We start from the raw sequence: 14880 nt of genomic DNA on the forward strand, positions 1-14880 counted from the left end.
CCGCTTGTGCGGTCTGAGCGTTCGTCGTTCGGTCAGCCTGTCTCGGTCTTCCCAGTCCTCTGCATGAAATCGAAGTCGCAGCCCTCGTCGGCCTGCATGATGGTCTCGTTGAACAGCCAGGCATAGCCGCGCCGCGCTTCATCGGGCGCAGCCGCCGGCTTCAATGCAGCGCGCCGGCGCTCCAGCTCGGCCGCATCGACCAGCAGCTCGATGCTGCGCTTGGCCACATCGAGGCTGATCATGTCGCCGTTCTTCACCAGCGCCAGCGGCCCGCCGACGGCGGATTCCGGGGTGATGTGCAGAACGATGGTGCCGAACGCGGTGCCGCTCATGCGCGCATCGGAAATGCGCACCATGTCCTTGGTGCCGCCGCGCGCCAGCTTCTTCGGGATCGGCAGGTAGCCCGCCTCCGGCATGCCCGGCGCGCCCTTCGGGCCGGCATTGCGCAGCACCAGCACGTCGTCGGCGGTCACGTCGAGATCGGGATCGTCGACCCGCAAGGTCATGTCCTCGACGGATTCGAACACGACGGCGCGGCCGGTGTGCTTCAACAGCTTGGGACTCGCGGCCGATTGCTTGATCACCGCGCCGCGCGGCGCGAGATTACCGTGCAGAACGGCGAGGCCGCCTTCCGTCTTGATCGGATTATCGCGCGGACGGATCGCATCCTGGCCCGGCACGTCCTCCGCATTGGCGACGACGTCGCGCAGCGTTTGGCCCGAGATCGTCTTGGCATCGAGATCGACGAGGTCGCCGAGTTGCGCCAGCAGCTTCGGCACGCCGCCGGCGTGATGGAAATGCTCCATATAGTGCTCGCCCGACGGCTTGAGGTCGACCAGCACCGGCACCTCCCGGCCGATCTGGTCGAACACTCCGAGATCGAGCCGATGCGGCGAGCGATGCGCCATCGCGGTCAGATGGATCAGGCCGTTGGTGGAGCCGCCAATCGCCTGGAGCACGACCTGCGCGTTCTTGAAAGACGCGGGTGTCAGAAGCTCGCTCGGCTTCGGCCCCTTGGTCTTGGCCATTTCGGCGGCAACCTTGCCGCTCGCTTCCGCAAGTCGGAAACGTTCGGCATGCGGCGCCGGGATCGTCGCGCTCATCGGCAGCGACAGGCCCATGGCTTCGATCATGCAGGCCATGGTCGAGGCCGTGCCCATCACCATGCAGGTGCCGACCGACGGCGCGAGGCGGCCGTTCACTGCTTCGATTTCGACATCGTCGATTTCGCCGGCGCGATACTTGCCCCAGAGACGGCGGCAATCGGTGCAGGCGCCCAGCACCTCGCCCTTGTGATGGCCGACCACCATCGGCCCGACCGGAATGACCACGGTCGGCAGGTCGGCGCTGATCGCGGCCATCACCTGCGCCGGAAGCGTCTTGTCGCAGCCGCCGATCACGATCACCGAATCCATCGGCTGGGCCCGGATCATCTCCTCGGTGTCCATCGCCATCAGGTTGCGCAGATACATCGAGGTCGGATGCGCAAAGCTCTCGGCGATCGAGATGGTCGGAAACACGAAAGGCATCGCGCCCGACAGCATCACGCCGCGCTTGGCGGCTTCGATGATCTGCGGAACGTTGCCGTGGCAGGGATTGTAGTCGCTATAGGTATTGGTGATGCCGACGATCGGACGCTCCAGCGCGTCGTCGGAATAGCCCATGGCCTTGATGAACGCCTTGCGCAGGAACAGCGAGAAGCCGGCATCGCCATAGCTCGTCAGACCCTTGCGCAACCCACTCGTCATCATGCCACTCCTCAAGTTGCCATTGTGGTACAGCCTGACCCTCGATTGTCAATAAGCTTGGCCCATATTGTCGCATTTTCCGCCAAGAAGCACCCTCTTCGGCAGAAATTATTGACAATCCGTCCCTTGCCTGCTCCACAGGGCGAGCCGGCCAGACGCCGGGAGGCCGAAGGCATGTCCGACATTCGCACCGCAGACAGCACGCCGGTCCGGCGCGACGATCCGGACGACGTCGTCGCGCGGCTGGAGGAGGACATCATCTTCGGTCGCCTGCCGCCGGGCGCGCGCCTGACTGAAGACGCGCTGATGTCGCGCTACGGCACCTCCCGCCACTTCGTGCGGCAGGCCTTGGTGGATGCGGAGCGGCGCGGCATCGTCCGCCGGGAGAAGAACGTCGGCGCCACCGTGCGGTTCTACTCGGCCGAGGAAGTCCGGCAGATCTACGAGGTCCGGGAGATGCTGACGCGGCAGGCCGCGTTGATGATCCCGCTGCCCGCGCCGCGAGTGCTGATCGACGAGCTCTCCGCGCTGCAACGACAATATTGCGCGAAAGCCGATGCGCAGGACCTGCGCGGCATCCACGAGGCCAATGACGCCTTCCACCTCGCGCTGTTCTCGGCCTGCGGCAATCCCTATCTGGTCCGCTCACTCCAGGACTACATGAACCTGACCCTGCCGATGCGCGCCAAGAACCTCGCCGACCGCGAGGGGCTCGCGCAATCGCGGCGGCAACATGAGATGATGATCGAGCTACTCGGGGGACGCGACAGCTGGGCGCTGGCGCAGTTGTGTGTCGATCACATGCAGTTCAGCAAGAGTGATTACCTGGCGAGGATTGGAGGGGCTAGCGCGTAGACCGATCGAGCTGCCGTTGAAACACGCTGAAGATCCGTTCAGTACCGCCTCAACAGCCCAAGATCCACGCTCGCCTCGCCATAATCGGCGCAGGCCCTTTTCGGGTTTCTGATCAAGTCCGTGCGGATGCGCCTGAAGGTCTTGCTCGCCGCGTCGGACACTTCAGGGCGGAATTTGCCGGGATCGTAGCTCTCGCCGTCGCGGGCCCTGATGGCCGCGGCATAGGCGTCGATCATGGCCATCGCGACGTCGGGACTGCCGAGTAGCCGGGCGCCGAGCTGAACGCTGCCGCTGCCATCGACCTCGTAACCGTCGCATCGCTGTTCGAGCACCACCGATGCCGTGACAAGCTGGTCGAGGAATGCCGCCTCGGCCTCGGTGAGGGGGGCGGCTAGCGCCGGTCCGGAAACCATCATCGCGAATATCGCGACTGACAATTTGATTTTCATTGCCGTGGCTTTCGCTGCCGCCTCTGCGGCGTCATCAACGCAATCGTTGCTGAATTCCGATCGCACAGATCGAAAGCCGAAAGGCTGGAGTACCATTGATCCACATCAAGGGGCGGGACACCAGAACGAGCGGCGGCGCCGGCTGACCCGAACGAAAACCACGTGCCGCTTGACAAGGCAGGGTACGTATCGCGGACGGTTGCTAGGCAGCGCGTCCTGTCGCACGCATATCGGCCTCGTGTCGCAAAGCCGCACACTCAGCCTCGAACTTCCGCGAGCCCAGTTCGCGGGCCACGAGCTGCGCCGCATGAATTTCCGCCGAGGCGCCTCGAACATCATCATGCGCCAATTGCAGCTTCGCGATCCGCAGCCTCAACCTGACGGCCTGCACTCGCCCGTCGATGCTCGACCACAATTGCCGGGCCAGATGCAGATGGCGCAGCGCTGCCTCATAATCGTCGCGCGCATGCGCGAGGACCGACTGCGCTTCGTTCGTCAATGCGCGGATCGATGGCATCGGCCACCGGTCCGGACTTCCGGAGAGCTCCTCGATCAGTTCAAGCGCCTGCTCACGACGGCCCGTGTGCGCGGCCGCGAGTGCCAGATGTGCGAACAGGATCCCACGCCGCTGCAGGGTCCACCAGGACTTTCCGATCAGACTGCGCTCGAGGCTGGCGTAAGCCGCCTCCGCTTCGCCGCGTTCCAGCAACAGCATGGCTCGACCGGGTTCCGGGCACCAGCCGAGCGCGTAAGCCTTTTCATAGGCCTCGAGCGCGTCGTCTTCATTGCCGATCGCTGCGTAAACGTCGCCAAGCACGCGATTGGCATCGCCGATCGCCCAAGGCGCATCACCGGTGAGCCGTGCCAACGAGTCCTGAATTCGGAGCAAAGCTTCGCCGAGCGAGCCCCTGACACCGAGAACTTCTGACCGATGAAGCTGGCAGGAGCCGGACAATTCCATCCCGCTCTCGGTGCAATATTTCTGATAGCCCAGCGTCCACTGGTCGGCCCTGGCCCAATCTCCGAACATCCGCGCCGCCCACAGGATGTTGCAGTAGAGGATGCCTCCGACGATTGGATCGATATCGCCGCTGGAGAGCGCCATAGCAGCGGCGAGGTCCTGATCCGCTAGTCCTGCGCGTGTATCGCCCAGACACAGCCGGTAGAACCCGCGATAAGCAAGACTCAGCGCCTCGATGCCAATAGCGTTCTTGTGCCGGACCGTGCTGTACGCGACATCAGCAAGTGAAAGCGCCTGTTCAGGCTCGCCCTCGAACGCGGCGACCTTCGACTTCATCCAGAGAATGAGCGCAGTCGTGGCGGGATCCTCGACTTCGGAGGCCCAATCTTCCGCCCGTGCCAGCCAGCCCTTGGCAATCGCCGCCTGGCCGCGCTCGAAGTGCAAGCCGGAGAGCGTGACGGCGTCGACGACGGCCAGCGGGACGTTGCCGGCCCTGGTATGGGCGGCAACTGCACGAGCCAAAAGAGGCAGGGCCGCATCGGCCTTGCCGGCGCACTGCAAGGCCAGCGCCCATTGGTGCAAGTCGGCGCCATCAAGCGGTTCGACCGTATCGGCCGCCTCGAACAACGCTGCGGCTTCGTCCCAGGCTTGCACGGCAGCGGCGCGTTGCGCTTGCGCCCGCACGTCCGGGGCCTGCTCGTCCGTCGTCTCGGAAGCGGCGAGGACCTGCATCTCGGATACGCCGTCGATGCAGAAACGATATCCCCTGCCCGGCATGTTCCGGATGGCACTATCCATGCCACCCTTGCGCAGCACGCCACGCAGCATGCTCACCGCCCGCTGCAACGAATTGTCGGTGACGGTTACATCAGGCCAGAGGGTATCGAGCAGCTCTTCCTTGGTGACGACCCGATCCCGGTTGCGCGTCAGGTAGACCAGCAGATCGAACACACGCGGCTGCAACGCGACTTCCCGCTGCGCGTGGATGAGCGCACGGCCCTCTTCATCGAGCTCGAAGGGTCCAAACCTGAGGGTCATATCGTTAAGTCCAGGCGATGCGGAAAAGGTTCAGACAAGGATCAGGCAATGATCAGCCCGCGGTAAGGACGGTCAGCACCGGTCGCCTCTATAGCTCCTCACGGCCTGGGTCGCTTCCGCCCCGCAGGCAACAACCCCGAGGAGATGTCTGATGGAACTCTATGTCATCCGCCGCCCGAGCGCCTGGGCAAATTTGAGCGAACTGGAAGCCGCCGGCGCGAGGTCCGCTCGGATCGGCAACGAGCAGATGTCCCACCGCGTCCGTTGGATCCGCAGCTATGTGGTCCATGAGGCCGACGGCCGCATCGGCACCTTCTGCATCTATGAAGCGCGCGATGGGGAGTCGATCCGAGAGCATGCACGGCGCGTCGGCATGCCGGGCGAGGAGTTCTACAAGGTCGCCACGACAGTGGTCGTCCGCGGCGATCCCACACCGCAGACGGCCGCCGCCGAATAGCAAATCAGCGCGGGCGCCGTCATCGACTCGTGATTCCATGAAAGGATAAGAAAATGTCCGTTCAGTCTCAGGCGCCGCCCGCACTGAGCCCCTCGCAGCGGTATCTCGCCGGCATCCTGTTGCGGCTTCGCCGGCTCATCAATCAGTCTGTCGCCAGCATGCTGGCGAACCGCGAGAAGGCCGCAATGCAGTTCGCGAAAGGTTGCGGCGGCACCACGGCCAGCGGTGATGGCACGGTTCGAGACGCTTCACCATCAGAGGATTTGCATTTCCAGCAACCGCTTCAATTCGAGGAGATAGTCATGAATTCTCTCTTCCAATCCGACGCTTCCGAAGCCAAGACCTCCTATTTCAAGAATTTCAAACCCGGAAATTTTAAATCCAGAACCGCCGCGCTGGCGATCGGGACGATCGGGGCCGTCCTGATGTCGCTTGTTCTGGCTTCGGCTGCGACGTCGTTCGGCGACCATCGCACCGAGGGCGTGAGCGGCGGCGCAATGGTCCAGAAAAGCCCCGGCAAATGCAAGGCCGCGACGGTTCCGACAGCCTTTGCAACCTGACGAAGGCGGCGGTGACACGCCCGCTGAAACAGCCGTTCAAGCTCTCACCACTGAACTGGAAACTCTATCATGTCCATCACCATGCAAAACGGACCTACACAGACGGCAAGCTCGCTCTTGGCACGAAGCTTCGTGCTCGGCTATGGCCTCCTTGCCTATCTCATCTTCTTCGGAACCTTTCTCTACGCCGTCGGCTTCATTTCGCGGTTCATCGTGCCCAAGACGATCGACAGCGGCGTGGCTGGTTCGACCGCACAGGCCCTCTTGATTGATCTCGCGCTGATGTCCCTGTTTTCCGTCCAGCACAGCGGCATGGCTCGCCAGGGCTTCAAGAAGCTGTTCGCCGCCTTCGCCTCACCCGCGCTCGAGCGCAGCACCTATGTGCTGCTGGCAAGCCTGAGCCTGATCCTGCTGTTCTGGCAATGGCGTCCCATCACCGCCGTGGTTTGGGAGATTGAGACGCCGGTGGCGGCCTACGCCGCAGTCGCCGGCAGCTTCGCCGGCTGGCTCATCGTGCTGTACAGCACGTTTCTGATCAGCCATTTCGAATTGTTCGGACTTACGCAAGTCGTCAGCCACTTTGCGGGGCGGCTCGCCGAGCCGATGAAGTTCAGGACGCCGGGCCTCTACCGCCTGATCCGGCATCCTATCTATCTCGGCTTCATTATCGCGTTCTGGTCGACGCCTACCATGACGCTCGGGCACATGCTGTTCGCGATGGTGACGACGGCCTACATCTTCGTCGGCATCTGGTTGGAGGAGCGCGACCTGATCACTCTTTTCGGAGATCAGTACCGACACTACAGGGAGAAGGTAGCGATGCTGCTCCCGGGCCTGTTCTGATCCGGCGCGAAGCTACGGTTTGAGCGGCCAAGCAGAGCTCGGCCGCTCTCGCCATGTCGAGCGCGCTCCCTAGCGCTTCTTCCAGTCGATGATCCGGCTCGGTTCCGCATCGAACTCCATGCTGCAGAACGTGCCGCCCTGGAAATAATCCCCGACCGGATCCGGCTTCAGCTTGGCCTGCTCGGCCATCGCGTGCTCGCGGAAATCTTCGGCGCGGCCGGTGGGGCGATAGCCGAGTTCATAGGCGCGGTGGTTGTCCCACCAGGCGCGCTCGTTGAGGGAGGCGCCGTAGAACACCTCGAAATGGATGTCGGGATGCTCGAGCCCGATGCGGCAGAGCTGCACGAGGTCATCGGGCTTGAGCCAGATGGCGAGCCGGCGCTGGTCGAGCGGCATGTCGCCGAAATTGCCGATGCGCAGGCACGTCACCTTCAGCCCGTGCTTGTCGGCGTAGAGCGCGCCGACGGCTTCGCCGAACACCTTGCTGACGCCGTAGCGCCCGTCGGGGCGCGGGGTCACGTCGGCGCCGATCCTGTGGTGTCGCGGATAGAAGCCGACGGCGTGGTTCGACGAGGCGAATACCACGCGCTTGACGCCCTTGCGGTACGCGGCCTCGAACAGATTGTAGCCGCCGATGATGTTGGCCTGGAGGATCTGTTCCCAGGTGCCTTCGACCGAATAGCCGCCGAAATGGATGATGCCGTCGACGCCCTCGCATATCGCCTCGCACTGCGCGAGATCGGCGAGGTCCGCTGCCTTGAACTTCTCGTTCGCGCCGAGATCGGCGGGCGGCTTGATGTCGGACAGCAGGAGGTCCGAATAGATCGGCGGCAGCAGTTTTCGCAGGCTCGTGCCGATTCCGCCCGAAGCTCCCGTCATCAAAATACGCGGCATGTCTTCCCTCACCGTTGGTGACCGATTTGCCGTCACGTGTCCCTAATGATAGCAGGATTGTCCAGAGGGAACGAAACGTGAGAACCGACATGAATGAGGCATCGTCCCACACCCAGGAACGGCCAGGCTGGCGGCCGGCGACCTATTACCCCGACCCCGCGATCATGGCGCTCGATCCCCGCTTCGAAAAATACTGGCTGAAACTGTCGGCGGTGGAACGGCTGGCGACCGGCCTGCGCTGGGCCGAGGGACCGGTGTGGTTCGGCGACGGGCGTTATCTGCTCTGCAGCGACATCCCGAACCAGCGCATCATCAAATGGGAGGAAGAGACCGGCGCGGTCTCCGTGTTCCGCAAGCCCTCCAATTTCGCCAACGGCAACACGCGCGACCGCCAGGGCCGGCTCGTCACCTGCGAGCACGGCGGGCGGCGCGTGGTGCGCACTGAATACGACGGCAGCATCACCGTGCTGATGGATCAATTCAACGGCAAGCGGTTGAACTCGCCAAACGATGTCGTTGTTAGATCGGACGGATCGATCTGGTTCACCGATCCGACCTTCGGCCTGCTCGGCAATTACGAGGGCTACAAGGCCGAGCCCGAGATCGACCCGAACGTCTACCGGCTCGATCCCGCGACCGGCAAGGCGACCATCGTCGCAGAGGGCGTGCTCGGGCCGAACGGGCTGTGCTTCTCGCCGGACGAGAAGATCCTCTATGTCGTGGAATCCCGCGGCGTGCCGAACCGCAAGATCCTCGCCTATGACGTTTAGCCCGACGGCACCAAGATTTCCAACAAGCGCGTCCACATCGATGCAGGTCCCGGCACGCCGGACGGCATGCGCTGCGACATCGACGGCAATCTCTGGTGTGGCTGGGGCATGGGCGATCCCGAGCTCGACGGCGTCGTGGTGTTCGCGCCCGACGGCGTCATGATCGGCCGCATTGCGCTGCCCGAGCGCTGCGCCAATCTCTGCTTCGGCGGCGTCAAGCGCAACCGCCTGTTCATGGCGGCGAGCCAGTCGATCTACGCGCTGTATGTGAACACGCAGGGGGCGTTGGGGGGCTAACGCTGCACTCGCAGGGTGGGCAAAGCGAAGCGTGCCCACCCTGCTCGCTTGTGGCGTGATGGTGGGCACGTCGCTTCGCTCCTTTGCCCACCCTACGGCACCTCGCCTTGTCGCGACACGCCGCCCAAAACAAAAACGCCGGAGCGGTTGCCCGCTCCGGCGTCATTCGTTCAACCACTAAAAACTTACGCCGCGTTGAAGCCGGCGACGGCCTTCACTTCGAGGAAATCCTCGAGGCCGTACTTGCCCCACTCGCGTCCGTTGCCCGACTGCTTGTAGCCGCCGAACGGCGCGGTGCGGTCGTTGGGCACGCCCTGGAGGTTGACGTTGCCGGCGCGGATCTGGCGGCCGACGCGCTTGGCGTCTTCGACCGAGGCACCCGTGACGTAGCCAGCGAGGCCATACGGCGTGTCGTTGGCGATCTGCACGGCTTCGGCTTCGTCCTTGGCGCCGATGATGGTCAGCACCGGTCCGAAGATTTCTTCACGAGCGATCGTCATGTCGGGGGTGACGTCGGCGAAGATGGTCGGGCGGACATAGAAGCCCTTGTTGACGCCTTCGGGCAGGCCCGGGCCGCCGGCGACGAGCGTTGCGCCCTCGTCGATGCCCTTCTTGATCAGGCCCTGGATCTTGTCCCACTGGCCGCGGTTGACGACCGGGCCGATGGTGGTGCCTTCGGCGCGGGGATCACCGGCCTTGGTCTTGTCGGCGACGGCCTTCGCGATCGCGGCGACGTCCTTCATCTTGGACAGCGGCACGATCATGCGCGAGGGTGCGTTGCAGGACTGGCCGGAGTTGTTGAACATGTGCATCACGCCGCCGGTCACCGCCTTCGTGAGGTCGGCGCCTTCGAGGATGACGTTCGGCGACTTGCCGCCGAGCTCCTGGCTGACGCGCTTCACGGTCGGCGCGGCGCGCTTGGCCACGTCGATGCCGGCACGGGTCGAGCCGGTGAAGGAGATCATGTCGATGTCGGGGTGCTCGCTCATGGCGGCGCCGACCTCGGGGCCGAGGCCGTTGACGAGGTTGAACACGCCCTTGGGCACGCCGGCTTCATGGAGGATCTCCGCGAAGATCAGCGCCGAGGTCGGGGTGAACTCCGACGGCTTCAGGATCATGGTGCAGCCGGCGGCGAGCGCGGGCGCGACCTTGCAGGCGATCTGGTTGAGCGGCCAGTTCCAGGGCGTGATCATGCCGACCACGCCGATCGGCTCCCGCAGCACCATGGCGGTGCCGACCGGCTCCTCGAAATGGTAGTTCTTGAGCACGTCGAGCGTGGTCATGAGATGGCCGAGGCCGGCGCCGGCCTGGAGCTTCTCGGCCATTGGCAGCGGCGCGCCCATCTCGTCGGACACGGCGGCGCCGATCTCCTTGAGGCGGCCCTTGTAGACCTCGATGACCTTGGTGAGCAGCGCGACACGCTCTTCACGGCTGGTCTGGGAGAAGGTTGCGAAGGCGCGCTTGGCGGCGGCAACCGCCTTGTCCACGTCGGCCTTGGAGCCCAGCGCAACCTCGTACATCGCCTCTTCCGTCGCGGGGTTGACCACGGCGGTGGACTTCTTGACGGCGGGATCGACCCAGGCGCCGTCGATGTAGAATTGCATGCGATTGACCATCGTTAACCTCTTCTTGGGGGCATGTGGGGGCGTTTCGGCAGGCATCCTTGCACGAAAGCGCCGGCAATTGAACCCGCCATATGCGGGGCCAGCGTTGCGGCGGACGCGCGGAATATGGGACGCGATTTGAAGCGAAGCAAGCGGCCTGGGTCCCGGCTCAGCGTCGCGACATTTCATGTCGCGCCTCGTCCGGGACACGCGATTGGAGCGCGTCTAACCAGGCTCGTGCCCCGGACGCAGCGCAGCGCTACTTCAGCGGTGCGCTGCAGAGCCGGGGCCCATGCAGCCGGTTACCTCGACTACACCGCCATCTTTCGATGCAGCACCGGCGCGCCGGTGGTGAGGCTTTCGGCCGCATCGATGATGGCGTTCGCGTCGATGCCGTAGTGCCGATACAGGTCCGCGATCGTGCCGGTCTGGCCGAACTGCTCGACGCCGAGCGCCTCGACGCGGTGGCCGCGGACGCTGCCGAGCCAGCCGAGCGCTGACGGATGGCCGTCGATCACGGTCACGATGCCGCAGTCGCGCGGCAGCGGCGCCAGCAGTTTTTCGATGTGGCTGAGATGCTGCACGCCGCGGCGGTCCCGCCGCAATTTCCGTGCGGCGGTCCAGCCCGCATGGAGGCGGTCCGCCGAGGTGATCGCGAGCAGGCCGATGTCGCGCCGGCTCTCGCCGATGAAGCCCGTCGCCTCGATCGCCTCAGGTGCCACCGCGCCGGTATAGGCGATCACGACTTCGGCATTCGGGCCCGGCTTGCGCAGCCAATAGGCGCCGTCGGTGATGCCCTGCTGCAGCTCCGGTGTCATGATCCGCTGCGCCTGCTCGATGCTGCGCGTCGAGAGCCGCAAGTACACCGAGCCGCCCTCGCCCGGATCGCGCTGCATGTGCTCAAAACCGAAAGCCATGATCACGGCGAGCTCGTCGACGAAGGCCGGCTCGAACGAGGCGAGCCCGTCCTGTGCCATGCCGATCAGGGGCGTTGCAATCGACTGGTGCGCGCCGCCCTCGGGTGCGAGCGTGATGCCTGACGGCGTCGCCGCCACCATGAAGCGCGCGTCCTGGTAGCAGGCGTAGTTCAGCGCATCGAGCCCGCGCTCGATGAAGGGATCGTAGAGCGTGCCGACGGGCAGCAGCCGCTCGCCGTTGATCTGGTGCGACAGCCCGAGCGCCGAGAGCATGATGAACAGGTTCATCTCGGCGATTCCAAGCTCGAGATGCTGGCCCTTGGGCGAAAAGTCCCAGTTGAAGGTGGAGGGAATTTTCTCGCTGCGGAATAAATCCGCCTTTTCGGCGCGCGCGAACAGGCCGCGGCGATTCACCCACGGACCGAGATTGGTCGAGACCGTGACGTCGGGCGAGGTCGTGACGATGCGCCTCGCCAATTCGCCGTCGCTGCGCGCGATCTCGTTCAAGACGAGACCAAAGCCCTGCTGGGTCGACATCTGCGGCGACGGCTTGAAGGCGAGCTGCTGGGGCACCTCGACGACCGGTGCGGTCAGGCGGCGGCCGTCCTGGTTGAACGGCACGCGCGCGAGGAAGGCATCGAGCTCGGCGGCGGATTGCGCGAGGCCTTCATACTTCTCCCATTCATGCCCGGGCCGGATGTTCTGGCTGTCGCGATATTTCTCCATCTGCGCGACCGTCATCAGGCCGGCGTGATTATCCTTGTGGCCCTGGAACGGCAGGCCGACGCCCTTGATGGTGTAGGCGATGAAGCAGACCGGGCGATCGTGATCGATGGATTCGAAGGCGTCCAGCATGCTCGCCATGTCGTGGCCGCCGAGGTTCGACATCAGCGCCAGCAATTCCTCGTCACTGCGGCTGTCGATCAGTTTCGTGATCGGCCCCTGGTCGCCGATCTCGTCGTGCAGATGCTTTCGGAACGCGGCGCCGCCCTGGAAGCAGAGCGCGGCGTAAAGCGCGTTCGGGCAATTGTCGATCCAAGCTTTAAGCGCCTCGCCGCCGGGCTCGGCGAAGGCCTCGCGCATCAGGCGGCCGTATTTCACGATGACGACGTCCCAGCCGAAATTGCGGAACATGGTCTCGAACTTTTCCCAGAGCCCTTCGCGCACGACGGCATCGAGCGACTGGCGGTTGTAGTCGACCACCCACCAGGTGTTGCGCAGGCCGTGCTTCCAGCCTTCGGCAAGCGCCTCCCAGATGTTGCCCTCGTCCATCTCGGCGTCGCCGACCAGCGCAATCATCCGCCCTTCGCGGCGATCCTTCATCCAGCCATGCGCCTTGACGTAATCCTGCACCAGCGAGGCGAACAGCGTCTGCGCGACGCCGAGGCCGACCGAGCCGGTGGAGAAATCGACGTCGTCGACGTCCTTGGTGCGCGAGGGATAGGACTGCGCGCCCTTGAAGCCGCGAAAGTTCTCCAGCTTCTCGCGGCTCTGCCGGCCGAACAGATACTGAATGGCGTGGAACACCGGGCTCGCATGCGGCTTCACCGCCACGCGGTCCTCGGGACGCAGCACGTGGAAATACAGCGCCGACATGATGGTCGCGAGCGAGGCGGACGAGGCCTGATGTCCCCCGACCTTCAACCCGTCGGCATTGGGGCGGATGTGGTTGGCGTGGTGGATGGTCCAGGACGACAGCCACAGCGCCTTGCGGCTAAGCGCGGTCAAGGTGTCGAGGCGGGCGGTATCGACGGGCATGGCAAAGGCTCCCGGAAAACAGGTGGGGCGATGATACGCCTGCGAGGGGCGCCAAACTTCTCAATTTTTCACGCAATACCTGATGATATTGGGATATCATACTAATAACTACGCAAAATATGCAGATTTTATCCCAATGCCAGAGCTAGACGCCATCGACCGAAAGATCCTCGCACTGCTTCAGGCCGACAGCCGGCTGACCATGCAGGAACTCGCCGACAAGGTCGGCCTCTCGGTCTCGCCCTGCCATCGCCGGGTCAAGCTGCTGGAGGAGCGCGGCGTCATCAGCCGCTACGTTGCGACCGTGGACCAGAAGGCGCTCGGCCTGCATGTCAGCGTCTTCATCTCGATCAAGCTGGCGCGGCAGAAGGAGGAGGATCTCAACCGCTTCGCGCGCGCGATCTCGAAATGGGACGAGGTGCTGGAGTGTTATCTGATGACCGGCAACCGCGATTACCTGCTTCGCGTCGTCGCAGCCGACCTCGCCTCCTACGAGACCTTCCTCAAGACCAAGCTGACCCGGCTCGACGGCATCGCCTCGATCGAGTCGAGCTTTGCGCTGAGCCAGGTGAAGTATTCGATCGCGCTGCCGGTGTGATGCCCGCAGTCCTGCTCCGGGCTGTCACAAGGGTGCAATAAACGCCACCGATGGTCCTCGGCGACTGGCACCCGAGCCGAGAGAAGGACCCATGACCGCATCCGACCGCACCCCTGAAATGGCCAAACGCGAGCGCATTATTCGGGAAATGACCGACGATCTCGACGAGGAGCTGGAGATGGAGCTCGACGATGCGCGTCTCGACGAGCTCCTGGAGGAGAGCGATACGCTGGGCCCGGCGGTCGACCGCAAGCTCTATTTCCGGGAGTTGCTGCGGCTCCAGGGCGAACTGGTCAAGCTCCAGGACTGGGTCCAGAGCGAGAAGAAGAAGGTCGTGGTGCTGTTCGAGGGCCGCGACTCCGCCGGCAAGGGCGGCGTCATCAAGCGCATCACCCAGCGCCTCAATCCGCGCATCTGCCGCGTCGCCGCGCTGCCAGCACCGAGCGAGCGCGAGCGCACGCAATGGTATTTTCAGCGCTACGTGTCCCATCTGCCGGCCGGCGGCGAGATCGTGCTGTTCGATCGCAGCTGGTACAACCGCGCCGGCGTCGAGCGCGTGATGGGCTTTTGCACCGACGAGCAATACCAGGAGTTCTTCCAGACGGTGCCGGAGTTCGAGCGGATGCTGATCCGCTCCGGCATCATTTTGGTCAAATACTGGTTCTCGATCACCGACGACGAGCAGCAGTTCCGCTTCACCATGCGCATCAAGGACCCCTTGAAGCAGTGGAAGCTGAGCCCGATGGACGTCGAGGCCCGCAGCCGCTGGGAGCTCTACACCAAGGCCAAGGAGACCATGCTGGAGCATACGCACCTTCCGGATTCACCGTGGTGGATCGTCGATGCCGTCGACAAGAAGCGCGCGCGGCTGAACTGCATCGCGCATCTGCTGAGCCAGATGCCATACCAGGAGGTCGCGCGGGTCCCGGTGGTGCTGCCGGCGCGCGTGCGGAACCCAGATTACCACCGCGGGCCGGTCCCGCCGGAGATGTACGTGCCGGCAAAATATTGAGAAAGGTTTCGTGGGTTGAGCAAAGCGGCTTGTCCGCCATAGCTCGAAGAGCGACGGCGGAAGCGTGCCCACCAATCTCACCAGGAACGCGGATGCATGGTGGGCACGGCGCTCTGCGT

Annotated in this window: 12 protein-coding genes and 1 pseudogene; 7 read left to right on the plus strand and 6 right to left on the minus strand. The window is 64.2% G+C overall.

The genetic code is table 11. The features are described 5' to 3' along the window. Positions 1–32 precede the first annotated feature (32 nt). A complete protein-coding gene (locus tag XI03_RS04355; protein WP_271591440.1) occupies positions 33–1748 on the minus strand; it encodes an IlvD/Edd family dehydratase in 1716 nt (571 codons plus the stop codon). 174 nt (positions 1749–1922) lie between these two features. Between XI03_RS04355 and XI03_RS04360 the strand changes: the two genes are divergently transcribed. Then, positions 1923–2603, plus strand: a complete 681-nt coding sequence (locus XI03_RS04360) for a GntR family transcriptional regulator (RefSeq protein WP_271591434.1) — start codon at positions 1923–1925, stop codon at positions 2601–2603. Positions 2604–2641: 38 nt separating this feature from the next. Here the strand turns inward: XI03_RS04360 and XI03_RS04365 are convergent, their stop codons facing one another. Then, positions 2642–3052 carry a hypothetical protein gene (locus XI03_RS04365; RefSeq protein WP_271591441.1) on the minus strand — a complete coding sequence of 137 codons (411 nt, stop codon included), beginning with the start codon at positions 3050–3052 and terminating at the stop codon, positions 2642–2644. 202 nt (positions 3053–3254) lie between these two features. Continuing rightward, positions 3255–5051 carry a winged helix-turn-helix domain-containing protein gene (locus XI03_RS04370; protein ID WP_271591435.1) on the minus strand — a complete coding sequence of 599 codons (1797 nt, stop codon included), beginning with the start codon at positions 5049–5051 and terminating at the stop codon, positions 3255–3257. A gap of 151 nt (positions 5052–5202) precedes the next feature. Here XI03_RS04370 and XI03_RS04375 point away from each other — a divergent pair, with 151 nt between their 5' ends. From XI03_RS04375 to mddA, 3 genes are all read left to right on the plus strand, one after another. Beyond that, on the plus strand, positions 5203–5508 hold the full coding sequence (locus tag XI03_RS04375) for a nickel-binding protein (RefSeq protein ID WP_028143478.1): 306 nt from the start codon (positions 5203–5205) through the stop codon (positions 5506–5508). Positions 5509–5561: 53 nt separating this feature from the next. After that, complete coding sequence (locus XI03_RS04380) at positions 5562–6068, plus strand: hypothetical protein (protein ID WP_038971860.1); 507 nt, start codon at positions 5562–5564, stop codon at positions 6066–6068. 69 nt (positions 6069–6137) lie between these two features. Further along, the gene (gene mddA, locus XI03_RS04385) at positions 6138–6911 is read left to right on the plus strand and encodes a methanethiol S-methyltransferase (protein ID WP_271591436.1); all 774 of its coding nucleotides are present in this window, start codon (positions 6138–6140) and stop codon (positions 6909–6911) included. A 69-nt stretch (positions 6912–6980) separates the two neighbouring features. Here mddA and XI03_RS04390 read toward each other — a convergent pair whose 3' ends face one another. Then, positions 6981–7805, minus strand: coding sequence for an NAD-dependent epimerase/dehydratase family protein (locus tag XI03_RS04390; protein ID WP_271591437.1), 825 nt, complete (start codon positions 7803–7805; stop codon positions 6981–6983). Positions 7806–7894: 89 nt separating this feature from the next. Between XI03_RS04390 and XI03_RS04395 the strand changes: the two are divergent. Next, a pseudogene (locus XI03_RS04395) lies at positions 7895–8872 on the plus strand (SMP-30/gluconolactonase/LRE family protein). A 185-nt stretch (positions 8873–9057) separates the two neighbouring features. Here the strand turns inward: XI03_RS04395 and XI03_RS04400 are convergent. After that, on the minus strand, positions 9058–10488 hold the full coding sequence (locus XI03_RS04400; protein ID WP_026202817.1) for an aldehyde dehydrogenase family protein: 1431 nt from the start codon (positions 10486–10488) through the stop codon (positions 9058–9060). Positions 10489–10787: 299 nt separating this feature from the next. Beyond that, positions 10788–13151, minus strand: a complete 2364-nt coding sequence (locus XI03_RS04405; protein WP_271591438.1) for a transketolase — start codon at positions 13149–13151, stop codon at positions 10788–10790. 136 nt (positions 13152–13287) lie between these two features. On the opposite strand from XI03_RS04405, the gene XI03_RS04410 reads away from it, so the two are divergent. Both XI03_RS04410 and ppk2 read left to right on the plus strand, forming a co-directional pair. After that, positions 13288–13749, plus strand: a complete 462-nt coding sequence (locus XI03_RS04410; protein WP_028144303.1) for an Lrp/AsnC family transcriptional regulator — start codon at positions 13288–13290, stop codon at positions 13747–13749. A 91-nt stretch (positions 13750–13840) separates the two neighbouring features. After that, positions 13841–14761: a polyphosphate kinase 2 gene (gene ppk2 / locus XI03_RS04415; RefSeq protein ID WP_271591439.1), complete on the plus strand. Its 921-nt coding sequence runs from the start codon at positions 13841–13843 to the stop codon at positions 14759–14761. Positions 14762–14880 lie beyond the last annotated feature (119 nt).

The organism is Bradyrhizobium sp. CCBAU 65884 (genome assembly GCF_028128835.1).
In the GTDB taxonomy this organism is placed as follows: domain Bacteria; phylum Pseudomonadota; class Alphaproteobacteria; order Rhizobiales; family Xanthobacteraceae; genus Bradyrhizobium; species Bradyrhizobium ottawaense.

What these genes read in the sequence shown, in the direction of transcription:
- ppk2 (WP_271591439.1), top strand. Translation starts at nt 13,841, where the DNA reads ATGACCGCATCCGACCGCACCCCTGAAATGGCCAAACGCGAGCGCATT.
- XI03_RS04355 (WP_271591440.1), bottom strand. Translation starts at nt 1,748, where the DNA reads ATGACGAGTGGGTTGCGCAAGGGTCTGACGAGCTATGGCGATGCCGGC.
- XI03_RS04400 (WP_026202817.1), bottom strand. Translation starts at nt 10,488, where the DNA reads ATGGTCAATCGCATGCAATTCTACATCGACGGCGCCTGGGTCGATCCC.
- XI03_RS04375 (WP_028143478.1), top strand. Translation starts at nt 5,203, where the DNA reads ATGGAACTCTATGTCATCCGCCGCCCGAGCGCCTGGGCAAATTTGAGC.
- XI03_RS04370 (WP_271591435.1), bottom strand. Translation starts at nt 5,051, where the DNA reads ATGACCCTCAGGTTTGGACCCTTCGAGCTCGATGAAGAGGGCCGTGCG.
- XI03_RS04405 (WP_271591438.1), bottom strand. Translation starts at nt 13,151, where the DNA reads ATGCCCGTCGATACCGCCCGCCTCGACACCTTGACCGCGCTTAGCCGC.
- XI03_RS04390 (WP_271591437.1), bottom strand. Translation starts at nt 7,805, where the DNA reads ATGCCGCGTATTTTGATGACGGGAGCTTCGGGCGGAATCGGCACGAGC.
- XI03_RS04365 (WP_271591441.1), bottom strand. Translation starts at nt 3,052, where the DNA reads ATGAAAATCAAATTGTCAGTCGCGATATTCGCGATGATGGTTTCCGGA.
- XI03_RS04380 (WP_038971860.1), top strand. Translation starts at nt 5,562, where the DNA reads ATGTCCGTTCAGTCTCAGGCGCCGCCCGCACTGAGCCCCTCGCAGCGG.
- XI03_RS04360 (WP_271591434.1), top strand. Translation starts at nt 1,923, where the DNA reads ATGTCCGACATTCGCACCGCAGACAGCACGCCGGTCCGGCGCGACGAT.
- XI03_RS04410 (WP_028144303.1), top strand. Translation starts at nt 13,288, where the DNA reads ATGCCAGAGCTAGACGCCATCGACCGAAAGATCCTCGCACTGCTTCAG.
- mddA (WP_271591436.1), top strand. Translation starts at nt 6,138, where the DNA reads ATGTCCATCACCATGCAAAACGGACCTACACAGACGGCAAGCTCGCTC.